Annotated in this window: 18 protein-coding genes; 8 read left to right on the top strand and 10 right to left on the bottom strand. The window is 50.4% G+C overall.

Features of this window, described 5'->3' with window-relative positions; all coding sequences use genetic code 11:
- Nucleotides 1-34: 34 nt before the first annotated feature.
- Entirely contained in the window at nucleotides 35-997 is a 963-nt protein-coding gene (locus RBH92_RS08715; protein ID WP_307931705.1) for a class I SAM-dependent methyltransferase, read from the bottom strand.
- 182 nt (nucleotides 998-1,179) lie between these two features.
- On the opposite strand from RBH92_RS08715, the gene RBH92_RS08710 reads away from it, so the two are divergent.
- The 4 genes from RBH92_RS08710 to RBH92_RS08695 all read left to right on the top strand — a co-directional run bounded on the left by RBH92_RS08710 (nucleotide 1,180) and on the right by RBH92_RS08695 (nucleotide 7,734).
- Nucleotides 1,180-2,460 (top strand): DUF2130 domain-containing protein, encoded by a 1,281-nt coding sequence (locus RBH92_RS08710; protein WP_307931704.1) that lies wholly within the window; start codon nucleotides 1,180-1,182, stop codon nucleotides 2,458-2,460.
- 73 nt (nucleotides 2,461-2,533) lie between these two features.
- Nucleotides 2,534-3,517, top strand: coding sequence for an AAA family ATPase (locus tag RBH92_RS08705; protein ID WP_292917317.1), 984 nt, complete (start codon nucleotides 2,534-2,536; stop codon nucleotides 3,515-3,517).
- A gap of 18 nt (nucleotides 3,518-3,535) precedes the next feature.
- Nucleotides 3,536-5,914, top strand: coding sequence for a S8 family peptidase (locus RBH92_RS08700; RefSeq protein ID WP_307931703.1), 2,379 nt, complete (start codon nucleotides 3,536-3,538; stop codon nucleotides 5,912-5,914).
- A gap of 104 nt (nucleotides 5,915-6,018) precedes the next feature.
- Nucleotides 6,019-7,734 carry a DUF262 domain-containing protein gene (locus tag RBH92_RS08695; RefSeq protein ID WP_307931702.1) on the top strand — a complete coding sequence of 572 codons (1,716 nt, stop codon included), beginning with the start codon at nucleotides 6,019-6,021 and terminating at the stop codon, nucleotides 7,732-7,734.
- Between the two features lie 171 nt (nucleotides 7,735-7,905).
- Here RBH92_RS08695 and RBH92_RS08690 read toward each other — a convergent pair whose 3' ends face one another.
- From RBH92_RS08690 to RBH92_RS08670, 5 genes are all read right to left on the bottom strand, one after another.
- The gene (locus tag RBH92_RS08690; RefSeq protein WP_307931701.1) at nucleotides 7,906-8,607 is read right to left on the bottom strand and encodes a hypothetical protein; all 702 of its coding nucleotides are present in this window, start codon (nucleotides 8,605-8,607) and stop codon (nucleotides 7,906-7,908) included.
- A 118-nt stretch (nucleotides 8,608-8,725) separates the two neighbouring features.
- Complete coding sequence (locus RBH92_RS08685; RefSeq protein WP_307931700.1) at nucleotides 8,726-9,154, bottom strand: copper resistance CopC family protein; 429 nt, start codon at nucleotides 9,152-9,154, stop codon at nucleotides 8,726-8,728.
- Nucleotides 9,135-10,397 carry a sialidase family protein gene (locus tag RBH92_RS08680; RefSeq protein ID WP_307931699.1) on the bottom strand — a complete coding sequence of 421 codons (1,263 nt, stop codon included), beginning with the start codon at nucleotides 10,395-10,397 and terminating at the stop codon, nucleotides 9,135-9,137. Before RBH92_RS08680 ends, RBH92_RS08685 begins: the two co-directional genes overlap by 20 nt.
- Before the next feature lie 22 nt (nucleotides 10,398-10,419).
- A complete protein-coding gene (locus RBH92_RS08675; protein ID WP_307931698.1) occupies nucleotides 10,420-10,911 on the bottom strand; it encodes a TlpA family protein disulfide reductase in 492 nt (163 codons plus the stop codon).
- A gap of 52 nt (nucleotides 10,912-10,963) precedes the next feature.
- The gene (locus RBH92_RS08670) at nucleotides 10,964-13,753 is read right to left on the bottom strand and encodes a TonB-dependent receptor domain-containing protein (RefSeq protein WP_307931697.1); all 2,790 of its coding nucleotides are present in this window, start codon (nucleotides 13,751-13,753) and stop codon (nucleotides 10,964-10,966) included.
- A 385-nt stretch (nucleotides 13,754-14,138) separates the two neighbouring features.
- On the opposite strand from RBH92_RS08670, the gene RBH92_RS08665 reads away from it, so the two are divergent.
- Nucleotides 14,139-14,756, top strand: a complete 618-nt coding sequence (locus tag RBH92_RS08665) for a LexA family protein (RefSeq protein ID WP_307931696.1) — start codon at nucleotides 14,139-14,141, stop codon at nucleotides 14,754-14,756.
- Nucleotides 14,757-14,831: 75 nt separating this feature from the next.
- Here RBH92_RS08665 and RBH92_RS08660 read toward each other — a convergent pair whose 3' ends face one another.
- Complete coding sequence (locus RBH92_RS08660; RefSeq protein WP_307931695.1) at nucleotides 14,832-16,874, bottom strand: NAD(+) synthase; 2,043 nt, start codon at nucleotides 16,872-16,874, stop codon at nucleotides 14,832-14,834.
- Between the two features lie 668 nt (nucleotides 16,875-17,542).
- Here RBH92_RS08660 and smbP point away from each other — a divergent pair.
- Nucleotides 17,543-17,887: a small metal-binding protein SmbP gene (smbP, locus tag RBH92_RS08655; RefSeq protein ID WP_307931694.1), complete on the top strand. Its 345-nt coding sequence runs from the start codon at nucleotides 17,543-17,545 to the stop codon at nucleotides 17,885-17,887.
- 44 nt (nucleotides 17,888-17,931) lie between these two features.
- Here the strand turns inward: smbP and hemH are convergent, their stop codons facing one another.
- Together hemH and hrcA are read right to left on the bottom strand one after the other, a co-directional pair.
- The gene (gene hemH, locus RBH92_RS08650; RefSeq protein ID WP_307931693.1) at nucleotides 17,932-19,017 is read right to left on the bottom strand and encodes a ferrochelatase; all 1,086 of its coding nucleotides are present in this window, start codon (nucleotides 19,015-19,017) and stop codon (nucleotides 17,932-17,934) included.
- A 34-nt stretch (nucleotides 19,018-19,051) separates the two neighbouring features.
- On the bottom strand, nucleotides 19,052-20,071 hold the full coding sequence (gene hrcA, locus RBH92_RS08645) for a heat-inducible transcriptional repressor HrcA (RefSeq protein ID WP_292923195.1): 1,020 nt from the start codon (nucleotides 20,069-20,071) through the stop codon (nucleotides 19,052-19,054).
- 448 nt (nucleotides 20,072-20,519) lie between these two features.
- On the opposite strand from hrcA, the gene RBH92_RS08640 reads away from it, so the two are divergent.
- Both RBH92_RS08640 and recN read left to right on the top strand, forming a co-directional pair.
- Nucleotides 20,520-21,392: an NAD kinase gene (locus RBH92_RS08640; RefSeq protein WP_307931692.1), complete on the top strand. Its 873-nt coding sequence runs from the start codon at nucleotides 20,520-20,522 to the stop codon at nucleotides 21,390-21,392.
- 22 nt (nucleotides 21,393-21,414) lie between these two features.
- A complete protein-coding gene (recN, locus tag RBH92_RS08635) occupies nucleotides 21,415-23,094 on the top strand; it encodes a DNA repair protein RecN (RefSeq protein WP_307931691.1) in 1,680 nt (559 codons plus the stop codon).
- A 160-nt stretch (nucleotides 23,095-23,254) separates the two neighbouring features.
- Here the strand turns inward: recN and RBH92_RS08630 are convergent, their stop codons facing one another.
- A complete protein-coding gene (locus RBH92_RS08630; RefSeq protein ID WP_307931690.1) occupies nucleotides 23,255-24,802 on the bottom strand; it encodes a fused MFS/spermidine synthase in 1,548 nt (515 codons plus the stop codon).
- Nucleotides 24,803-24,937: the final 135 nt, after the last annotated feature.

The raw sequence follows: 24,937 nt of genomic DNA, 5'->3' as shown, positions 1-24,937 counted from the left end.
ACAGGTCAGGGTGTACACTATTTTTGTTCAACAGTCAGTTTTGGTGTGCGTGGACGGCCGCCGTTTGGGATTCCGCCGGTTGATTCATCGCTTCCAGCGCCAATTCCAATACCGGCGTTTGCTTGCTGATCCGGCGGATTTGCAGCGAATCCGTCAAGGCATTGAGCGGTGCGCCGCCTTGATAACTGAAGCGGATGGCGATGTGATCGCCTTTGGAAACCTGGATGGATTCCGGCAGCGGAAGTACAATGTACTGCGTGTGCCAGTCGATGGTGCTGCACGTTGTCACATTGATCGCCAGTAAATTTTTGGTGATGAGCCGCAAGGCGTTCAGTTGACCGTCTCCGGTAATGAGAATTTCACCATCCCATTGACAGGTCTGGCTATAGGATTCAGCATACGCCAACAATTGGAATACCTCTGGGTCTCCCAGGCCCTTGCTTCGTTCCTGGATGACATAGGGGTTCTGGAATTGAATCGTCGGCGCGTAAAAGCCTGCGAAATGAAAGTCATGCTCCAGCGGTTGAATCGCTTGAATACTGGCTTCCGGTATAAAGACCGGCAGCGTTCCGCCAAATTTCTTCAGATAGCGTTGCTTGAACGAATCGATCACCGGCATTTGTTTTTCGCGCAACAATCCGGTGTGCAGCATTTCACAGATCACCACATCGACCGGTTCCGGCGGCAGGTAATGCATGGCGTCGGCTTGGATAATCTCGACCTTGCCGCCGTTTTGGTTTTGCGCCAGCAGACTGCGCGCCGCGCCGATAAGCTCCGGGTTGCGTTCGACGCAATAGACCTTCCGCGCTTTTTGCGCGGCAAAGAACGATTGCACGCCGGTGCCGCCGCCAAGCTCTAGCACTGTAGCGCCGGGTTTGACCAGTAAATCGATCGCATCCTTAAATCCTTGCATGCGGACTGTGTCGTTCAGCATATTGTGATGATAATGCAGCGGAATGAATTGACCGAGTTCCAAACTTTCATATTTATTTTTCATAACGGTTCCTGAAGGTTACGTACTGCCGGTTTATAATGAGTTGCTGACATAGCTGACAGCAATGATCATGCCAGACGGCTGCAAGCAAATAGTGACGGGACTTGGCGTTTCTAAGCCGGGTTTTTAGAGGCGCATTGCCGGCAAGACCGGCAAATGTTGCCGCATTCATAGGAAGAATTGTGATGACTGAACCGACGATTATCTGCCCGAACTGTAAAACCGAAATCAAGCTGACCGAATCGCTGGCGGCGCCTTTGATCGAATCGACCCGGCAGCAATTCGAGCAACGGCTGGCGCAGAAGGATAGTGAAATCAGCCAGCGCGAACAGGCGATGCGCGACCGGGAAAAACAACTGGCGGAGGAAAAGCGCAAGCTCGACGATCAGGTGGCTAACCAAGTGACAGAGCAGTTGAAAGCGGAACGCGCGCGGGTGATCGCCGAAGAATCGCGCAAAGCGAAGCTGGCCAGCGCCGCCGAGCTGGAAAGCAAGGCGCGGGAACTGGCCGAGTTGCACGAAGTTCTCAAATCCCGTGACGAGAAACTGGCGCAAGCGCAGCAGGCGCAAGCCGAATTGATCAAGAAACAGCGCGAACTCGACGATGCCAAGCGCGAATTGGAACTGACGGTCGCCAAGCGGGTGCAGGACGGATTGACGGAAGCACGGCAATTGGCCAGAAAGGAAGCCGAAGACGAGCAAAAACTCAAGGTGCTGGAAAAGGAGCAAACCATCGCTGCGATGCAGAAACAGATCGAAGACCTGAAACGCCGCGCCGAGCAAGGTTCGCAGCAACTGCAAGGGGAAGTGCAGGAGCTCGAACTGGAAAATCTGCTGCGACTGAAATTTCCGTTTGATGCCATCGAACCGGTGCCGAAAGGCGAATTCGGCGGCGACGTATTGCATCGCGTAATCGGGTCGGGCGGTCAAATTGGCGGTACCTTGTTATGGGAATTCAAACGCACCAAAAACTGGAGCGATGCCTGGCTGGTGAAACTGCGCGACGATCAACGCGCCGCCAAAGCGGAAGTGGCGGTCATCGTCAGCCACACCTTGCCGAAAGGCGTAGAAACCTTTGAATTGATCGAAGGCGTCTGGGTCACTCACCCGCGCGCCGCGTTGCCGGTCGCCATGATCCTGCGCCAATCGTTGCTGGAGATCGCGCTGGCGCGTCAATCTTCCGAAGGCCAGCAAAGCAAAACCGAAATGGTCTACCAATACCTCACCGGTCCGCGCTTCCGCCAACGCGTCGAAGCCATTGTCGAAGCGTTTTCCACCATGCAGGAAGATCTCGATAAGGAACGCAAAGCGATCATGAAACAATGGGCCAAACGCGAAGAACAGATCGAACGCGTGATGACGGCAACGGTCGGCATGTATGGAGATTTGCAGGGCATTGCCGGGAAGTCGTTGCAGGAGATTGAGGGGTTGGGATTTCCTGCTCTTGAAGACAACAAAAACTTATAAAATTGGGGGCTATGAGACTCAGGTAATGAGCCTGTCAGTAGAGTAGAATTACGAAACTTGGGGGAGGATTATTATGGCGAGCGCTAAAGTGCTACGGCAACTAATTAGGGCAGGAAGTGACGGGGATATTGCGGCATTCAAGGCCGCATCGAAGTCCATTATTGAAGAAGAACGGCAGAAGCAGCACCACTTGCTTGCCAACGATCTGGAGCAGATTCTATACGGCGAATCAAAACCTGTTACTTCAAGCTCGCTCTCGCGCCTGCTACCAAGCTTGCCAACAGACAAGGAACGTGGATTGCCATTGCTGGACATTCGGCAGTCACAGCGTTCGCTGGAAGAGCTTGTTCTCTCCAAGGTGGCGCTTGCAGCCATAGAAGATGTGTTAGAAGAGCATCGTCGAGCAGATATTCTTAGGACTTATGGATTGCAGCCTTCATCCAAGGTGCTTTTCTTTGGCCCTCCTGGGTGTGGCAAGACCATGGCAGCCGAAGTAATCGCATATGAATTGGACTTGCCTCTTGCTATTGTGCGGATCGACACATTGGTTTCATCCTATCTTGGTGAGACTGCAGCCAATTTGCGCAAGGTCTTTGATTTCATCGAGCAGAATGCAGTAGTCGCCCTGTTTGATGAGTTTGATGCTTTGGGTAAAGAGCGTGCCGACAATAGTGAGCATGGCGAATTACGGCGTGTAGTCAATGCCGTGTTGCAAATGATGGATGCCTATCGAGGGAAAAGCCTTCTAATCGCTGCCACCAATCATGAACAGATATTGGATAGCGCAGTATGGCGGCGATTCGATGATACACTGAAATTCCCTTTACCTTCTGCCGAATTGCTGCCCAAGATATTGCAACTGAAACTTCGAGGCGTGAGACGAGAGTTTGAAGTTGCTGTGCCGGAGTTGGCCAAGATGTTTAAAGGGCTAAGCCCAGCAGACATCGAGCGGATTGTGCGGCGCGCTATAAAACGCATGATTCTTCGCAATCAAGAATTCCTTACCGTGAAAGATTTGTCTCAAGCAAAAGAAAGGGAAACACGGTCTGCTCGTTAATCAAATCTGGGAGAATACATGGCTGGTGTCTATGAGCATATTCGCATTGAGAAAGAGCCACTTATCAATGATCGACGCACAGCGAAGCAGAGAAGTATTAAAGGAATTGTTCGCCCTGATCCGGCAGCCCATGGACGATTTCTAGGCACGGCATTACGCGGGGCAGCCCAAGTTGCCAAAGCGCAGCCAGGAGCAGAAGACGGAAATCTCGTTCTCAAATTGAGTTATTCCGGCAGCCTTGATCTCGGTAAGCTCAATAAGCATGGTGTCGAGTTCATCAGCCAGGAAGACAAAACTGTTTGCATTGTCTTCACATCAGAACAAGGCTTGGCTGAATTTGCCGATCATCTTGCCCGATTGGGTCTTCCTGAAGGTCAGGATCTAAGCTATCAGAATTTGTTGCTTGCTCTTGATGGCATCGGCAATTGGTGTCGAGAAGACAGGGAAAGCTGGGCGATCAAACATTTTGGCATTCCTGATTCGGCCACGTTCAAGCTAGATGTTGAGCTATGGCCGTTGGGTGGTGTGCATAGCCCGGAGCGGACATCAACCGTGCATCGGTTTGAGGAATGGATCAAAACTCATGGTATTTATCAGATTGACCGGATTAACCGGGATAGCCTTTTATTGTATCGGCTTGATGTAACGAAAGAACAAGCCGCGCATCTTTTGGAACATAGAGATGTTCGTCTGGTGGACTTGCCGCCACGCACCGGAATTACCTACCAGCAAATGGATGTACCTGTTACGCCTCGTATTGATGGGATCAGCTCACCTCCATCTGGTGCAGCAAAAGTATGTATCCTCGACAGCGGTATCAACAGCAATCACCCTCTGCTGCGAGCAGCATTCGGTGAGGCCGAAAGTTACATAGCAGGCCAAGACGCTGAAGACGAAGTCGGGCACGGTACTGCTGTGGCTGGGATTGTCTTGTACGGAAATATCGAGGAGTGCCTTGCCGCAGATCAATGGAAGCCTGAGCTAGTACTGTGTAGCGGCAAGATTATGACCAAAGCTGCCGACACGAACGAAGCGGTATTTGATGAGAAAACTATCGAACAGACCATCGAAAAGGCTGTCGCGTATTTCGCGGGAGAATTGGGATGCAGGATTTTTAATCTTTCCCTTGGAAACGAGAACGTTCCCTATGATGGCCGACATATTCGGGGGATTGCCTATACGCTAGACAGGCTGGCGCGCGAATACGATATCCTGTTTGTTGTCTCGGCTGGCAACTTTCGCGGTACCGAAACGATACCTCAGTCCGATTGGCGGGCAGAGTATCCAGAATACCTGTTAGCCCCGGATTCATTCATTATTGACCCGGCACCAGCATTGAATGTGTTGACCATCGGCGCGTTGGCAAACCACACCGCAAATTTGGACGAACAGAGATACGGAAACAGGGATGTCAATGCGTTAAGCCCAGCAGCGGAGGATCAGCCCGCCCCATTTACACGCCACGGCCCTTCTATCAAGGGTGCAATCAAACCAGATCTGGTTGCGCATGGTGGGAACTTGGCATCGCCGATGCGACAAGAAGGGCAGCAGATTCGCAAAGATAATCGTCGCCTTGGCGTTCTGGTTCCGAATCATAACTTCATCGGCGCTACTCTGCTCAAGGATATTTCTGGCACGAGCTTTTCTGCACCCTATGTCACTCATTTGGCAGGGCGCCTACTGAACAGTTTTCCACGTGCATCGGCAAATCTGCTGAGGGCATTGCTGGTCAATCACGCCGATGTTCCACTCGCTTGCATTTCTGCTTTCCCTGATCAGATGAAAGAACACGTGCGCCAAGTTGTTGGCTACGGCAAGGTGAATACCGACACGCTGTTCCGCTCTACCGATGACAAGGTAGTACTCCTTACAGAATCAGCCATCGAGAACGATAGCCATCAATTTTACGAACTGCCATTGCCTGATGAGTTTTTGCGCAGTAACCGCGCCACACGCCAGATCAGGGTGACACTGGCTTATTGCCCACCGGTAAAAACTACGCGAATGGAATATCTAGCTACCAAAATAAGCTATCGCTTGGTCAAAGGAAACTCCCTTGATGAGGTGCAGCGGCATTTCAATCAGGCATTGAAAAAGGAAGAAGATTCCATTGGCGATGCCGCGGCAAGCAATCGAACTATTACGTCACAAGAACGCGAGCGATGCACGGTACAGTCCTCAATCTGGACATTGAAACAGCTATCACCAAAGCAGAAATGGTTCGTCGTGGTTACCCGCCAGGATAAAGAGTGGGGGCGCGCAATTTGTCTGGATGAAGAGAACTACGCCCTAGTGGTCTCGGTCAGCGACCGAGAAAATCTTGAAGCTCGTCTGTATGCTCAAATTCAAGCCCGTGTTCGTGTGCAGGTGCAGACTAGAGTGCGTCTTGGCGCTTGATTGAAAGAACTTTATGCAGAAGTTTGAAATTATTGCAGAAGACCGACAAGTTAGAATTCACCGTTTTGCAATAGGCTGGTCGTAAGAATATGAAGGAATGAGTGATGTCCGCCACAAACTTTAAAACCGAAAACAATACCTACCGGAAGCTGATCGGTAACGGGCTGACCTATCGCATTCCGCGTTTTCAGCGTGACTACAGTTGGACGGAAGACGAATGGGAAGATTTGTGGCTGGATATTCTCGGTACCATTCAGACCGGCGGTGAGCCGGCGCATTACATGGGCTATCTGGTGTTGCAATCGCAGGATGATAAGAATTTTGATGTCATTGACGGTCAGCAGCGCTTGACGACATTGACGCTGATTGTTTTGGCGATACTCAAGAATCTCAAGCGGCTGGTCGACGAAAAAAATAATCCTGAGCATAATCAGCAACGCATCGAGCAAATACGCCAAACCTATATCGGCTATTTGGATCCGGTGACATTGGTGTCGCGCAGCAAACTAACGCTGAACCGTAATAACGATCATTATTTTCAAACATACCTGGTGCCGCTGGGGCATTTGCCGCAGCGCGGTTTTCGTGCTTCCGAGCACGGCTTACGCAAGGCGTTTGAATGGTTTGATAAACGTGTACGTGAGCACGGCAAAAAAGCAGGCGGTGACGAAGGTGTCGCATTGGCTAGTCTGGTTGAGACGATGAGTGATCGATTATTTTTCACTGTCATCAGTGTGACGGATGAGCTTAATGCTTACAAAGTGTTTGAGACGCTCAATGCACGTGGAGTGCGTCTTTCATCCACGGATCTGCTGAAAAATTACCTGTTTTCCGTGTTGCACCGGGATGGTGAGCGTGCGCATGAAATGAAAGCGTTGGAAGATCGCTGGGAAGCGATGATAAGCCGGCTTGGCAGTGAGAGTTTTCCGGATTTTCTCAGAGTGCATTGGATCAGCCGGAAAACTTCGGTGCGTCAGTCCGAGTTATTCAAGACCATCCGTGCTCAGATTATTGACCGTGAATCCGTGTTTGAATTGCTGCGCGGCATGGAAGAAGATATGGATACTTATTTGGCGTTGACCAATCCGGAAGTGTCGTTATGGGCGCCGAATCTCAAAGGATTTGTGCAGAATTTGCGGATGTTCAGCGTGCGTCAACCGTTTTCTCTGTTACTGGCGGCGCATCGCAGATTTTCATCGGAAGATTTTGAGAGCTTGTTGCGCAGTTGCGTGATGATTTCGTTTCGATACAATGTTATCGGCAGTTTGCCAACGCATGAACAAGAACATGTCTATCATAGCGTAGCGCAGAAAATTTCCAATGGTGGCTTAACAACAGCCCCTGAAACGCTGGATGTTATGAAGCCGATTTATCCAAACGATGACAAGTTTCGTGGCGATTTCTCGGAAAAAATATTGCGTACTACCAATTCCCGTAACTCGCGCATTGTCCGTTACATCTTATGTGCTCTGGAGTCTCAGTTGAACGGCCAAGATTATGATTTTGAGAGTGACAGCATCACGATTGAGCATATTCTGCCGCAAAATCCGGCGTCAGGCTGGTCCGCTTTTAACGAAGAGGAGGCGGATGCCATGGTTTACCGTCTTGGTAATATGACTTTGCTTGCTAAAGGCCAGAACCGTGATTTGGGTAATGCGGAATTTACTATTAAAAAGCCGGTGCTGGCTGCCAGCAATTTTGAGCTTACTCGCAAAGTGGCTGATGAAAACTTGGAATGGACGCCTGAGCGTATTGCTGCGCGCCAGAAATCAATGGCTAAGATCGCTACAAGTGTTTGGCGTATCGCCCAGCTTTCGTGAGATCAGATTAATCAGCGATCGGCACTCGTTACGGAATCAGCTTCAGTTCTTCTAACAACACCTTCGTTTCCGCGCCAGGCGATGTCCGTCCGCCGTCATCACCGTGAAGGCGGTTTTGGTGGCTCCAAACGCATTGATATACTTGCTGTTATAGGCTTATACAAATACCGGTCAGTTTTTACGATTCAGCATACCGAACAGCATTTTTGACAAAACAATGAGCCTTAGCTTTGGTAGCATCGGTGACATGATGAGTAGCAGAAGAAGTGCCGGAAAAGCAAATGTCATAAAAAGTTCTGCGGCTTTTGCGACATAGCGCCAGAAAGATGTTGTTTCAGTTCCCAAGCCGACATTGAATCGGATTTTTAAAATATCATCTTCTAATGCCGATTTCTCGTCTCCGATGATCAGATATAAAGCATAGTGACCGATTTTATCAATAACAGCATGCGTTTCAATGGTACCTTGAGAGTAGATTTTCGGCATAACTTCTGAAATTATTCGAACATCTTCATAGTCTGCGGAAGAATCTTTATTGTTGCCGGTTAACTCCTGCTCAACCAGCCTCAGGCTGATCGGGGTTTCTCTCAAATCCTCATCTACCAGATCAGCAGTAAAATAAACGTTCCCGGTATAAGGAATATTGATGCAATGAGATTTGAATAACGATTCGTTTACTTTAGTTGAGTCGTCGCTCATCTTGTCAGGTTCAACATAGGTACTGAAATACACTGCGTAGAAATCATTGGCGACAATGCAACCGACATTGGTATTGTAATGATGTTGTACAGGGCTGATGCGATTGCATGCTGTCAGAATCAGAATTGCAATGAACAGTAGCAGAAGTGGTTTTACGGCCTGGAATATTTTCATGGTTCGCTCCTGATATTTAATCTCTTCGGGTTCAATTCCCCGCCCCTTGGGGCGAAAGCTGGTTGAAAACCAGCAGATTGAAAGTGCAGTTAATACCCGCTGCTTGCGGCGGGGTGGTTTATTTGGCAGGGATTTCGGCTTTTCCTGGAGAAGCAACGGTAAAGGTGAATTTGCCGGTAATGATGTGCGTGTCCGCAGACATCACACGATAGCGAACCGTATAAGTGTCGGGCGGCAGCTTCGGGACGGTGGCATAAATGTGTGAACGATCCAGGGTTGCCTGTTTGACGTCATTATTGTCGACACGCTTTCCGGCGCTGTTGATTACCGCCAGCGATTTGAATTCGCTGGCAACGTTTTCGTTGAACCAGATTTTGATCTGATCGGGAGGGGTATCCACAATGCTTTCGGCCTTGGGTTCCGACTCAACGAGGATTGCATGTGCAAATGTTACCGATGGCATGCCGGCCATTATCAGTATGATCAGAATCGGCAGCAGCAGTTTGATGGAAATAACACGTTGATTATTAATAGACTTCTCCTTCATGGGTTAACTTTCTTTCCAGCTCTATCAGTTTCCACGCCAGTTGACTGGTTTGTTTCGCTGGCTTTTCGGTCCATACGGCCAGTATGCCGCTTGCGGTTGTTGTAAGCCGCGGTTGTGTTGCCGCGTTGTCACCGGGTGTCAGCTGGATCGGTTCACTCCAAGCGTTGCCGTTATCCTTTGCCACGGCAAGAGCGATGCTCATGCCCGTAGGGTTTATTTCGTTCCATGCGGCAACGATGTGTCGGCCATAATGCGCAATATCGCCATTTATTCCGGTGGCGCTTAGCCGCAGGGGTTCGGACCAGGTTAATCCATGATCAGAAGAAGCCAAGTGATATAAGCCAGCTTTTTCCGGTATGCCGGTCCAGACAAGGCTGTGCAACCGATGCGCTGCTTCGCTGGAGACATAATCCACGCTGCCGCCGACGTGCGGGCAGCCATTCAACTGCCATTTGAAATCGCCGACCGACCCGAGTGGTTGCCAGGTTAAGCCTTGATCGGTTGAGCGAACCATCGCCATGTCCCTGGGCGACATATTGCGGTAAAGCACATTCAAGTGATCAAGCGGGGAATTCACGATCGTATTCCAGCAGCAGGAACAGGTTGAATCGTCGATCGTTTTGAGTTGATTCCAGCTTTTTCCGCCATCTTCTGAGCGGGAATAACGCAAACTTTGATAACCGTTTTCTTCCGGATCTTCGAGCCAGACCGCATGAAAAACGCCTGCTTTGTCGGCTATCAGATCGATGTGCGCCTGGCTGCCGTCATTATCTTGTGCCGGATTAGCGCCATGTTTCCAGGTTATGCCGCTGTCTTCAGAGTACAGACAAATCATCGGGCCGATCCCCGGCAGGCTGGTTTTTGCTTGCATGAGCGCGACAATACGATCGCCATGAACTGCCAGTTGAACGTCATTGCCGCGTTTGGCGTTGATAGCAGGTATTGGTGCGGAGACGGTCACTGGGAGTGTCCAATTGCGTCCGCCATCCGTTGACCGTTTATATCGCAGCGTGAAGGCGGCATCATTTTGCGATTGCCTGCCGCCTGCGAGGATGTGGATAGTCTGTTGATTCGTATAAACATCGAATGTGGCGATGTCATACAAACCCAGCGTTGATTTCACATAATTTTCTTCGAGTTGATCACTGGCTTGGGTAGAGTAAACCAGCAGTGCGAGAACGAGGGCGAATGCATGAATTAACGAAAATGCCGTTCGTTGCGGTTTTTCTTTGCGGTGAACCATAAATCGGGTTGCGGGTGGATAATTAATTGGCGAGTGCATAGAAAATGGCTTGGTAATCTTCGTACGATAAAGCACCGCTGATGCCTTCGCGCTGATGCTTACTATCCAGGAAATAGGTGCGCGGCAATTCGCCGAACCATTGCGGGTCAATTTCATAGCGCAGGCGTTGCGCGTTTTCATCGGCGAAAATCCAGTTTTCCAGGTCGGTCAATCCATGTCTGGTCAATATGGTTTGCACCTGCTTCGTATCTGCTAGCTCATCGACGGAGAGCAGGATGATTTTGACATCCGGTTGATCTTCTTTAAGTTTATTTAACATGGGCATTTTTTTCATGCAGGTCGAACATGTCGTCGCCCAGATCACCAGCATGACCGGCCGGCCGGTATGCTTTTCAAGTAATTGCGGGTAACTTCCGGAGACGAAATGCTTCAGCACGGCTTCTCCCGCTTGCGCCGGAGTCGTAAGCCAGATTGACAGAAGTAACGCAATCAACAGTGATTTAAACAGTCGCATGATTTTTCTCCTGATATTTATTTAGGAAATTTAATTGGTTGTATCCAATCGATTAATAATTAAGAACAAACCCGACCCGGAAACTCACCGGCTCGACGGGGTGGAAGTGAAAGTCGTTCACACCGGTGAGAGGTTCTCCCGGCAGGCGGGACGTGTAGAAATAAGTGATCGCATCATCCTTGCGGTCGAGCATGTTGAACACTTCGGCCTGGATGCGGAACGACCGGTTGAATTCATACCCGAGCATCGCGGATAACAAAATAGTGCCGTCCGAGCGCTTGGAGTTGTCTTCATTCAACGCTCGCGGCCCAAGATAGCGCAATCTCGGGCCGCCGTAGAAACCGCCGGAAACATCATGAAAGGTCGCGCCCGTGGCAATGACCGCTTCCACGGCATTGGGCACATGATTGCCTTCATCCGGCACGGAGTTGCGAAAGCGCGCATGCGAGAAACTGAAATCCGCGTCAAAAGTCAGCCAATGCACCGGCTGGTAATAGTTGGTGAATTCGATTCCGTAGCGGCGGCTGGGGCGGCTTGCTTCGGTCGTACCTGCATCCCCGACAAAAACCAGTTCCGATTGCAGATCCATCCACCAGGCAGTCAAGGTGCTGTGCAAGCCCGGGATCCAGGTTGAGCGGATACCGGTTTCAGCACTGTAGGTGCGGGCAAGGGGATCGGCGCGATCCACGGGACTGCCGCTGGCCGGATCGATGCGGGTATTGATCCCGCGGGCATCGTTGCTGTGAAAGCCCAATCCGCCGTTCAAGTAAAGCTCGGTATTCGCCCAGGGACCGAAGACGATACCTAATTTCGGACTGGCCAATCCGTCATAGCGCGTGCCGTTGTTTTGCTGGATATTGCTTTGGTTGACGGCAAAGCGGAAGCCATCGAAACGCACGCCCATGCTGGTGCGCAGCCAGCTTTGCCACTGTGTCTTGTTTTGCAGAAAAGGACTGACGCTGGTAACCCAGACGGAGTCCTGGCGGGTAATGCCGTACACCCGCTGCGCATGCGCTTTTGTCAGGGCATTCTGAATATTATCGTTGCGCACTTGTATTCCCAGCGTCGTTTCGGAATCGAACCGGCCGATTTTATGAAATACCGTGTGGCTGGCCGCCAGGCCGGTTGTCCAGCGGTCGTCGGGCTGACCGAACTGATCGCCGCAGGTCTGGAATATGCTCGTGGAAATCCGGTTGGCGGACTGTAAACCGTTTAACCCCGAGCATCCCACCGGATTGGTCGTTTCATTATTATCCAGAAGAAAAGAGAAATTCGAATAAAGGTCCAGTTTGGAGTAAATGCCGTACGCCATGACCGACGTCAGGCTGTTTTCCGAGCGCCGGTTCCATTCGCCCGTCAGGCTGTAGCGATGACTTTTTCCGCCATCGGTCGGGTCGATCGCGTCGAACCGGCGGATAGTGTCCATCCCGATAGCCCGCCTCGGGATTTGATCGGTCGCGCGCCAATCCGAATGCGTTCCCATCGCGGTGATACGCCAGTCCTGGTTGCCGTTGCTGCCGCTGTACCGGATCAGGCCGTTGAACTTCAGATAATTATTTCCGGTAGTCCACGGGCCGTCGTTGTGCACGATCTCGCCGGCATACAACACATTGCCTTGTGATAGCCGACGTGATCCGGCGATCAATCCCCGGTAATAATCAAAACTGCCGCCGGTGAAGCGCAGCATATTTTGGGGCAGACGGTTGAAGTAGCGGATGTTGGCTGATCCGGCGCTGGAGAAATCCCCGGTGTCGGCGTAATAATTTCCTTTTCTGAATTCGATCGATTCGATTAATTCCGGGATCAGGAAATTGATATCCGTCCAGCCCTGCCCGTGGGCATGAGAAAGCTGATTGACCGGCACGCCTTCGATCTGCGTGAGAAAATCGGTGCCATGATCCAGATTGAAGCCACGCAAAAAAAACTGATTCGCTTTACCTTCGCCGCTGTGCTGGGTAGCGATGAGTCCCGGCACCGTTTCCAGAATTTCTCCGGGACGAGTCATCGGCCGGTACCGGATTTGATCCTGCCCGACTTTGCCTTGTGAAGCGGCGTCGGCGATGCCGGTCAGTTCATCGGCACGGCCGGTAACACGCACTTCATCCAGAGTCGCATGGGCAAGTTTATTGGTCTGTGAACCACGTTCAGCAGTATTTGCATAAGCTGGCAGGTCTTTTCCCTGGGCATGAATACTGGTGCTGAAAAAGAAAGTAAACGCTAGCACGATCAGCCATGAAATCAGAATCCCGACGCCATGTAGTAGTAGTGTGGCGGACACAAAACCTGCAATGTAAAAACCAAGGCTGGTGGAGGCCGAGATTTCCTGTCCGTGCACATAACCATGAAAAAATGCAAACAGGGAAATAATAATGATATTGGCCGGTGCGCTGAATCGTACCCCGCATATGATCAAGGCGCTGATCATGAAACAGGATAAAAGAACCATGGCTTCCGCGCCTGGAACAGCATAGCTGGCAGCACCCGTCAGGCCGCCAAGACTCATGATACCGACAAATACAGCAGGCAATATCCACAGGGCCTGTCCTCGTATCTGAGCAGCCCAGATGCCCACCGCCACCATCACGAGAATATGATCCCAGCCCATTAGCGGATGCTCGAATCCTTCACTCCAGGCGTTATCGATATGTAATTGCGAGAAAGCGGTCGGCAGCAGCGCAATTGCAGTGCATGACCAGAATGCCGTGATTTTTAGGTACGCGATGCCGCGTTCCGAATGTAAGTGCGAAATTGATAAGGCTCCGTTGAATAGTTCACCGCTCCGGATCATCCGCAAGTTTGAACCATAAAGTTTTTCTGCTACCTGTAATAGAAGTAGTTTCATTCTTTGCTGCTGTTAATTTTGTTAGGCCCTGAAGATAGGATTTATTGTGAATCGCGCTTGAATCAGATTTGTTGTGAATTACATACGCGTAATCATTATGTGCGCGCCAGAAAAAAAGTAAATGTGACAAATTGACGCAGGCTACTGATAAATCAGATGTATTCAGGTATGTGCAGGTTGAGGGATTGATTGCCTGTAAAACTTCAAAGCGATGAAAATAGGGTAAATGAGATAAACGGGTCTAAGAGGTTGTTTTTTCTGATTGATGAATAAATCATCAATATCATTTTTATGATTGGATTCTGAAGCTTTTCTATTTTTTTGACAGTATTACATTAAGTATGTTTGAATAATGTTACTTATATCGAAAAGGAGAATGTCAATCATGTCGAATCGAGGCGGAAAGCGCGAGAACGCGGGCAGACCGCGAGGTCAGGGTAAATTCGGGGAACCGACGGAAGTCATGCGTATACCGCAGAGCCAGACGGCGACAATCAGAAATTTCCTGGAAGTCTTGCAACGCAAAAAGGCAGAGGGCGGCAGCGAGAATGGTGTGACTGAAATGGAAGTGGATGAGTTTTTCACGCCAGCGATCAATGAGCAGCCCACATTGCTGCCGCTTTTTTCCACCAAAGTTGCAGCCGGTCTTCCCAGTCCGGCCGACGATCATGTCGAAAAGCAGCTCGATGTCAGCGAATTTCTGATCGATCATGCAGCATCGACATTCTTTGTCACGATCCGGGGAGAATCCATGATCGATGTCGGCTTGCTGCCGGGCGATAAAGTGGTTGTAGATCGCTCCAGAACTGCCAATATCGGCGATATTGTCTTGGCTGTGGTGGATCGGGAATTCACCATCAAAATTCTTGATTATGGCGCAAACAAAATGCCGCGGCTGTTGCCCGCCAATGCTTCCGGAACTTACCGCCCGATCTATATTCGCCCGGACACGCAGTTTGAAATTTTCGGAGTTGTGACCGGGTCATTCCGCCGGTTTAAATGAGCAACATTGCCGCCGGTCCATTCATCGAGCCATTGCGATATTTAATTCCGGTGTTTTTTTGCGTGTTTCGGTGCATTACGGAATCAATTTCAAGTCGTCCAGCCAGACTTTCGCTTCCGCATCCGATGGCGCGCGCCAGTCGCCGCGCGGCGATAATGAGCCGCCGGAGCCGACTTTCGGTGCGTTGGGAATGCACGACCGTTTGAATTGGCTGGTTTGAAAAAAACGCGCTAGAAATACGCCAAGCCAATGCTTGATGGCGGCGAGATCGTATTCGTTGCGCGATGCTTCATTGATGCCGTCCGGCCAATGCCCCGACAGACGGCTTCCCCAGGCATGGTGCGCGAGAAATGCGATTTTCGCCGGACGGAAGCCGAAGCGGGTGACGTAATACAAATTAAAATCCTGCAGTTCGTAGGGGCCGATAATTTGCTGCGTGCTTTGCAACGGCTTTTCCGGTGATTGAGCGGGAATCAGTTCCGGTGAAATTTCAGTATCCAGAATGGCTGCCAGCGCTTCGTGAGCGGCGTCATTGAATTGGCGGGTATCAATGGTCCAGCGGATCAAATGCTGGATCAGGGTTTTCGGCACGGACGCATTAATGCTGTAGTGCGACATGTGATCGCCGACGCCGTAGGTGCACCAGCCGAGCGCGAGTTCGCTGAGATCGCCGGTTCCCAGCACCAGCGCGTGATGCAGATTGGCAAGACGGAACAGATGCGAAGTCCGTTCACCGGCTTGCACGTTTTCAAAAGCGATATCGTATTGCGGTTTGCCGCCGGTAAACGGATGTCCGATATCTTTCAACATTTGCAGGCACGATGGGCGGATATCGATTTCCTGACTGGTGACGCCGAGCGCGGCCATTAAACGGTGCGCGTTGTTTTTAGTGGTGTCGCTGGTAGCAAATCCCGGCATGGTATAAGCCAGGATATTGGCGCGCGGCAAATTTAAACGCTCCATCGCATGTGCGGCGGCAATCAGCGCATGGGCCGAATCCAAGCCGCCGGAAACACCGATCACGACGCGCTCGGTTTTGGTGAAAGTCAATCGTTTCATCAAGCCTTGAACCTGGATTTGGTACGCTTCACGGCAATGCTCGTCGCGCTTTTCCAGATTGTCGGGAACGTATGGAAAACGTGCCACGGAACGGTGTAATGGCACTGTGTCTTCCGGCACGGCAAACTCGAATTCAATCCGGCGCAGGCTTCTCAGTTGCTCCCGGTGCATCTGCACCGCATCGTTGAAGCTGGTGGTGCGCAGACGGTCTTGAATCAGCCGTTCGAGATCGATATCGGCGGTGATGATTTGCTGCTGATCGGAAAAACGTTGAGATTCCGCGAGCAGTTGGTGATTCTCATAAATCATCGCATGGCCGTCCCACGCCAGGTCGGTGGTCGATTCTCCGGGACCGGCGGCGGTGTACAAATAAGCCGCCAGACACTTGCTCGATTGCATCGCGCAGAGATGGCGCCGGTAATCAGCCTTGCCAATGGTGATATTACTGGCCGACAAATTGACAAGCACGGCAGCGCCCGCGAGGGCGGCAAAGGTGCTCGGTGGAAGCGGCGCCCATAGATCCTCGCAGATTTCAGTATGTAAGGAAAAGTGGTCGACATTCACGGCGCTGAAAATCAAATCGTTGCCAAAAGGTACGGTATGATCCAGGAAACGCACGTCCCGGGCGAGTGCGGCATGTCCTGCTGTAAACTGCCGTTTCTCATAAAATTCCCGGTAATTCGGCAAATAAGTTTTGGGAACGATGCCGAGAATACGTCCGCGATAAATCACGACTGCGCAATTGAATAATTTGCCTTCCAACTGTAACGGCGCGCCAATCAGCAGAACCGGTGTGAGTTCGCGGCTGGCTTCAATGATGCGGGCGATGCCGTCAACCACCGCATTGAGCAAGGATTGCTGATGAAATAGATCATCAGCGGAGTAGGAAGAGATGCTTAATTCCGGAAACAATGCGACGGCTGATTTAAGTCCGGATGCATGCGTTGCCAGTTCGAGAATGCGATCGACGTTGTATACCGGGTCGGCAACCCTGAGATGCGGAATGCAAGCGGATGCCCGGATAAAATGGTGTGAATAGATCGAGTGGAAGTTTTTCACGAATATCTCCATTGAGTCGCTATTCTGAACTTGCGCGTGGATAAGAAAACAAATGTTACACGTATCACGATTGATCTGGCAAAACGATCATTCCGGTTGGAAATATCCGAGTGAGTAGACGGATGCTAAGGAAATGCTGATTAATTGACTGCATGAGCGAATCACTTCGTTACGCGGTACTCGCATCCTCGCCTATCTTATTGATATGTCCCGGTTGCTGCGTTCCGTGCGCCTCGTGCTTCATTTCATCCGTTGAATTAATCAGCATCTCCCTAAGTAAGAGTTATGTGGATGCGTCATTTTGTCGGATTGAAATTTGTTTTACAGATCGATAATAATGACCGTCGAAATAAATATCGACAGGAACTGTTGATTAGGATCAACATGACTGGTTCATTCGTAGCGATAATGGCAGGCAGGTAGTAAAAAATGGTTTTAGCAAGTTTATCGTTGCAAGGCCGACCGATTGAGGTTGGCGAGATAACGGAATATATACGGCTCAGATCATTATGCGCATGCAATGTAGAGGGAATTAGGTATATACTGAAACCGTGTTGGTAGGGAAGAAGGAATGGAATGCAATAGTTTCTTCACCCGCTGTTATCCAGCCGCTGAGATTTTTCAGAAGTAATTGTGTTTTTAATACCATTTAAATAGGAGAAATCATCATGAGAGCATTATCAACCGTAGTTGCAATCAGCGCATTGGCATTAATCATGAATGCTCAAGCATGGGCAGCCGACGCAGGGCATACCTCCGAAGCGATGGAACATGCCGGAAAAGCGCAGGCGCATGGCGAAATGGGGCACGCCAAGGAATCGTTGGCGCATGCTAAAGATAGTTTGGCGCACGCTAAAGCGGCAAGGGACGATCACGCTGCATCCCATAAACACATGGATGAAGCAATCAAGCACCTGGAAGAAGCAATCAAACATGCGGATATGGGACATGGCGCAGAAGCTGCCAAACATTCGGAAGAAGCGATGAAACATATGCGCCAATCCGGTCATTAATGATTTCAATCATTCCCCCTCGAAATGAGGGGGAATTTGCTGAGTTATTCTTTCGCACCCAGCGCCAGTGCGCGTTCTTTCGATAGTTGTGCCGCTTCTTTAGAAACTTCCTGATCCAGCCATCCTTGCAAATGCGTGCTGGCAATATCCGCTAACGCTTCAATCCAATCAGAACGTTCGTTGAGGCAAGGTATGTAATGAAATTCCTGCCCGCCAGCCTGGATGAATGTATGCTTGGCTTCAATCGCGATTTCTTCCAGCGTTTCCAGGCAATCCGAAACGAAACCGGGGCAAACGATATCCACGCGGCGTGTCTGCGCCTTGCCCAGTTGTTCCAGCGTAACTGCGGTATACGGTGTCAGCCATTGCGCTTTGCCAAAACGCGATTGAAAGCATACGGCGTACTGTCCGGTTTGCAATGTCAGTGCTTCGGCCAGTAAGCGCCCGGTTTTCTGGCAATAACAGTGATAAGGATCCCCCTTGTCCAGGCTGGACCGCGGGGTGCCATGAAAGCTGATGATCAGTTTGTCGGGCCGGCCATGAATTTCCCAATAGTCGCGCACATTCTGCGCCAATGCCGCGATATAGCCCGGGTGATCGTGATAGTGCTTGACGGTCCGGATGGCCGGTTGATTGCGGATTTTTCCCAATACCGCAAAAACATTGTCCATGGCAGCCGCGGTACTGCTAGCGGCGTATTGGGGAAACAGCGGAATAACCAGAATGCGGTCGCAACCCTGCGCCTGCATATCGGCCAAAACAGTTGCAACGGAAGGTTTGCCGATGTTCATCGCGTATTCGACAACTGGCGGATTGTTTGACTTGGCTTGCAACGCTTCGCGCAGCAGTTTGGTTTGCCGCTCGGTGTGCACTTTTAACGGAGATCCTTCCGGCATCCAGATTTTGGCGTATTTTTCTGCCGATTCCTTGGGCCGGAACGGCAAAATGAATCCATGCAAAATCGGCCACCAGATCAGCCGCGGTATTTCGATGACGCGCCGGTTGCTAAGAAACTCCTTGAGATAGGGGCGTAATGCCTGGGCTGTGGGTGCATCCGGTGTGCCTAAGTTAATGAGTAGCACGCCGGTTCTACTTGATGAACCGTGTTGGTAATTTGATTGAATTGGCATTTGAAATGAGTTGATTTGATTACAGAAATATCGGTTATTGCTGTGATAAGCCGCTTGAAAGCAGTTTTGCGGTTATATCCACGATCGGAATAATGCGTTCATAGGCCATGCGCCTGGGACCGATCACGCCGACCGTGCCAACCACCTCGCCTTCCATTTCATAGGGTGCGGTTATGACACTGAATTCCTCCAGCGAAGCGACATCGGATTCTCCACCTATGAAAATTTTCACGCCATGCGCTTGCCGGCTTAGTTCGAGTAATTGCAGGAGTTTTGTTTTACGCTCGAATAACTCAAACAAATTTTTCAAACCGGTTAAATTTTCGGATAGATCATCAATTTGCAACAAGTTATGTTCGCCGGCAAGCACTACGGCTTCGCTGCTTTCATTGATGGCATTGCCGCCAACTTCAATTGCGGCGTTCATGAGATCGACCATCTTGCTGCGCAGTTGTTTTAATTCGGTACTCAGGCGGCTGCGGATTTCTTCCAGCGTACAGCCGGCATAATGCTGATTGATGAAATTGCCTGCTTCGATCAAATCGGATTGGCTGTACGGCGTATCGGTAAAGATAATACGGTTCTGCACATCACCTTCGGGGGTGACGATGATCAGCAAAATGCGTTTTTCCGAAAGCGCCATGAATTCGACGTAGCGGAAAATTGCGCCAGTGCGCTTCGGTGTCACTACAACACCTGTAAAACGGGTCAGTTCCGAGAGCAATTGCGAAGCAGCGCTGATTAAACGCGAAGGATTGTCAGGATGCAACTGGTTTTCCAGATGATGCAATTCGGTCTTGTCGAGCTTCTTGACTACTAGCAGGGTATCCACAAAAAAACGATAGCCTTTGGGAGTTGGAACTCTTCCGGCGGAAGTGTGCGGGCTCGCGACCAGTCCCATTTCTTCAAGGTCTGCCATGACATTGCGGATTGTGGCTGGACTCAAATCCAGGCCGGAGAATTTGGATAACGCGCGAGAACCCACCGGTTGTCCTTCGTGGATATAACGTTCTACCAGAGTTTTTAATAAAATTTGGGCGCGTTCGTTCAACATGGTTTTATTCTACACGAGTCAGCTGGTTTTATATGTGAATGCAAGTAATCATTAGTGATGAGTCTAATTATGGGTATGCTAAACTTCATTGGTGCTCATGCTTTACTCATGAAAACAGAATCGAGTTCGCTACACTTGGGTGTTTCCTCAAGAAATTGTTTTTCCCGGTTATGTATGTACAAGCTGCGATTTTACAATGCTAGATGAAGCATTATTGATTAACTTGTTTTATTTTAACGGTAATTCCGGCATTAATATTTAATCCGGTCCAGCGCGATAAAGTTAAGGAAATGCTGAATAATTCGACGAACGAAATGAAGCGCAAGGCGCACGTAACGCAACAGCCGAGACCTATCAACCCAATAGGGGAGAATGTGCGTGCCGCGCAACAAAGCGATTCGTTCGTGCGGTCAATCAATCGGCGTTTCCTTAATCATAATTTTCAGTCATGAATTCATCATTTTCAACCATTGCCTTGATTGGTAAGCACAAAAACCCCGAGATCGCAGTTCCGCTGCTCAATCTGGCGGAATATTTGACCGCTCGTAAATACAGCGTGTTATTTGATCATCTCACAGCCGCGCATATATGTGCCGATCAATACCCGGCGCTGTCTTTGGAGGAGATCGGCGCACAGGCAGACTTGGCAGTGGTAATGGGCGGCGATGGCACCATGCTGAACATCGCTCGCATGCTGGTTGCCTATGACGTGCCGCTAATCGGCATTAATCAAGGCAGGCTGGGTTTCTTGACCGACTTATCCATTGATACCATGTTTGAAACGCTGGATGAAATACTGGCGGGAAACTACATCACGGAAAAACGCATGCTGTTGTATACCGAGATCTTTCGCGCGGACACCAATGTTTTTAATAGCTTGGCGTTTAACGATGTGGTGCTGTACCGCGGCATGAGCAGCGGCATGATTGAGTTTGAGGTCAAGGTTAACGGTGAATATGTGAATACCTTGCGTTCCGACGGATTGATTGTTAATACCCCGACGGGATCCACCGCATACGCATTGTCTTCTGGCGGTCCGATTTTGCATCCTAATTTGGATTTAATAGCGCTGGTGCCGGTTTGTCCGCATACTCTGAGTAATCGCCCGATCGTGATCGGCCCGGATGCCGTTGTTGAAATCCGCATGATCAGTTGCCAGCAAGTCAGGATAAATTGCGACAGTCATTCCGGCTTCGATCTCGAACCCACCGACAAGATCTTGGTGCGGCGTTTTCCTCAATCGGTGCGGCTGCTCCATTCCGTGCATCACAGTTATTACCGCATGTTGCGAGAAAAACTGGGCTGGAGTGAATTGCCTTGACCGCATTGCAAATCGCATTCTTATGCTGAGACAGATAAGTATCAGAAACTTTGTCATCGTCGACCAGATCGATCTTGGCGTGTTGCCGGGTTTCACAGTGCTCACCGGTGAAACCGGGGCTGGAAAATCAATGATGATCGATGCACTGACTCTGGTATTGGGCGAGCGTGGCGACGCCAATCTAATCCGGTTAGGCTGTGAACGGGCCGAGATCAGCGCTGATTTCGATATCAGCCGCTTGGCGCCGCTGGTGCAATGGCTGAACGACAATGACCTGCAGGGTGAGCCGGATAGTTGTTTGCTACGCCGCATTATTGAAAGCAATGGCCGGTCGCGCAACTATATCAATGGACATGCGGTGACCTTGCAACAAATGCGCATGGTGGGAGAATACTTGATCGCGATTCATAGCCAGCATGCCCATCAGCAGCTGCTGCAAAAAGATGCGCAACGGGAATTGCTGGATGCGTTTGCAGGTTGCGGCGAGCTTGCGAAGGCGGTTGAATCGGCTTATCAGCATTGGAAAAACTGCCAGCAGCTTAGAATCAACATGGAAGAGCGCGCGGCGGAATTGCTGGATAAGCGTGATCAGCTTGAGTCGCAGTTGACCGAATTATCCGCATTGAATTTTTCGCTGACAGAATGGCAACAACTGCAAACCGATCATAGCCGCTTGTCGCACTTGGCGGCGTTGATGGAAACGGCGGAAATGGCGATCAATGCGTTATCCGACTGTGAATCGCCGGTGCTGGGGCAACTGAATGCCGTTGTTACGCAACTGCAAAACATGCAGGAGTATGATCAGCAATTGCAGCCCATCGCCGATTTGCTCGAATCGGGGCATATTCAGGTACGTGAAAGCTTATACGAGCTGAAGCATTATCGCCAGAATTTGGAATTGGACCCGCAAGCCTTACAGCAAATCGAACAACGGATGTCAGCCATTTATGCGGCTGCCAGGAAATTCCGCGTCAATCCGGAACAACTACCCGTGCTGATGGAATCACTATCGCAGCAATTGGAAGCGCTCGGTGCGGATGCCGATATTGATCGGTTGCGAGCGCATGAAACCGCCGCGTGGTCTGCATATCGTCAGCATGCCGGCGAGTTGACGGCCATCCGCCAGCAAGCCGGGGGGGCGTTATCGCGGCGGGTGACCGGAATGATGCAAACCTTGGCGATGGAAGGCGGTCAATTTTCGGTAGCATTGGTTGCGTTGGAGCAAGGCAGCGCCAATGGCTTGGAACACATTGAATTTCAAGTGGCAGCGCATCAAGGATTGCCGCTACGGCCGTTGACTAAGGTTGCTTCGGGCGGCGAGTTATCAAGAATCAGCCTGGCCATTCAGGTGGTAACCAGTAAAATCGGCGTTGTGCCCACGCTGGTTTTTGATGAGGTCGATGTCGGTATCGGCGGAAAGGTTGCTGAAATCGTCGGTCAGCTATTGAAAAAATTAGGACAAGAACGGCAAGTATTGTGCATCACGCATTTGCCGCAAGTAGCTGCGGCAGGCGATCAGCAATGGCAAGTGGTTAAAACTGCCGGATCCGGCGAAGGTACGCCGGTTGTAAGTCAAATCTCGACCCTGGATCCGCAGCAACGCGTTGAAGAAATCGCGCGGATGCTCGGGGGCGCGCATATTACTGAAACTACGCGGCGGCATGCTGCTGAAATGTTGCAAAGCGGAGCTAAGCGATCATGATGGATGCAGAACTTTCTTAGAAAAGCTCTGAAAAAGGTCGCGAGCGAAAGCTAGGCAAGGCGAAATCCACTGAGAAAGCGCAGTTTACATGGAGTAAATGAGCATTTTGAAGGGGATTTCAACGCAGCATAGTCGAGCGCAGCAGTTTTGCAGAGCTTTCTTAACGGATGAAGTGACGAGTCCCCACCATATCGACGATCATGCGCCGGTAGGTTTCGGACTTGCGGATTTGCAGCAACTCGAGATTGCTGAGGTTGTCAGTCAGAATCATGCCATTCGATTGATCTATCGCCAACAAACGGTCTTTAAGCCAAGCGCGTTGCATCTGCGGAATTGAATCATCGTTCAAATCGAGTGCGTGATTAGTGGCGAGAAAAATAAAATCATTGAAATTTTCGTTGGGGTCAGATATGAACACCCGCTGATGTGGAAAAACTTGCGTCAGCGTTTTCGCAACGGATGCCAACGCAGGGTTTCGCCCATTGTCGTAAAATGCGACGAAATTCAGCGCCAGTATTCCTTGATCCGTCAGCAAATCGCGTAATTGCGCAATCGCTTCAACCGTCAGCAAATGAGTGGGTTCCGATCCGCCGGTGAAGACATCCAAAATGATCAAATCATAGGAGCCTTTCAGTTGGCGAACTTCGTAGCGTGCATCGCCGATGATCCGCCGGCCGGTCGGGATGAAACCGAAATGTTCGCTGGCAGCCTCGGCCACCGCCGGATCAATCTCCAGCGTATCCGTCACAATCCCGAATTCCTTCAAAGTCGCGACCATGTGCCCGGCACCCTGACCGATCAATAAGGCATTGCGCATCGACGGCGCCAATGCCGGGATCATGGTCACAATTTTCTGATAGGTCAGAAGATTTTCGCCGTGACTGAGACTGGCGGCGCCGATGGTTGAGGCATCGGAGGTGAGCAATCGCATATTCTCTTGTGGTTGATCAATGACGCGAACCCAGCCGTATAAGCTTTCACGTTCAAATACGGTTTGAAAGGCATCACCGGATTCCGATTTGCCGGAGCTGGCGATCTGCGGATACAGCGCCAAACCGATTATCACAAGCAGCGTGGTAGGCGCCAAGGCGCTGGTGGATTTCAGGTATTTCCGCTCGATCACCGCAACGATCATTGCGAGAATAAATAAGGCAATTCCCAAACCGATGAAAATTTCGCGAGAGCCGATCAATGGAAATAAATAAAAACCCAGAAACAGTGTTCCGATGACACTGCCGACGGTACTGACCGCGTAGATCGATCCGGTGCTGGCGCCTACGCTCGCTAACGTCGAAGTCGACAATTTCACGGCAAATGGTCCGACCATGCCGAGCATGATCAAGCTGGGAGAAAATAATATTAACGTGCTCATGAAGCTGCCCAGGCGCAACCCTAAAGAATCCGTCGCCAATAAGACCGGTCCGGTGAGCCAGGGGATAATGAGCGTTAAGAATCCGGCCGCCGCGATGATAAACGACAAGCCGGAACGAGTCCGGTCAGCCCAAATGCCGCCCCAGTAATAGCCTAGCGCCAGTGCGATCAACGTGACAGAGATCAGCGAAGTCCAAACATAAAGACTGGCGCCGTAAAACGGTGCAATCAATCGCGTTCCGAGCAGTTCGACTACCATGACGGCGGCGCCGGTTAAAAAAACAGTGCAATAAAGCCAAATACGGTTGAGCAAACTGGCAGAAAAATTTGATTTCATGATGTGGCGTGTTACAGAAAAGGGGAGAGTGAAAAAACAGCGATTAGCTGGAGATCCATTATTGTAAAGAGTGGGTTCCGATTATGAAATGCGACAAATTGCCGCATTTCAATTTTTAACTGACATGCCTGATAA

The sequence above is a fragment of the Nitrosomonas sp. sh817 genome (genome assembly GCF_030908545.1).
In the GTDB taxonomy this organism is placed as follows: Bacteria; Pseudomonadota; Gammaproteobacteria; order Burkholderiales; family Nitrosomonadaceae; genus Nitrosomonas.
Note: the sequence above shows the minus strand (reverse complement) of the source record. Positions and strands in the feature narration are given on the sequence as shown.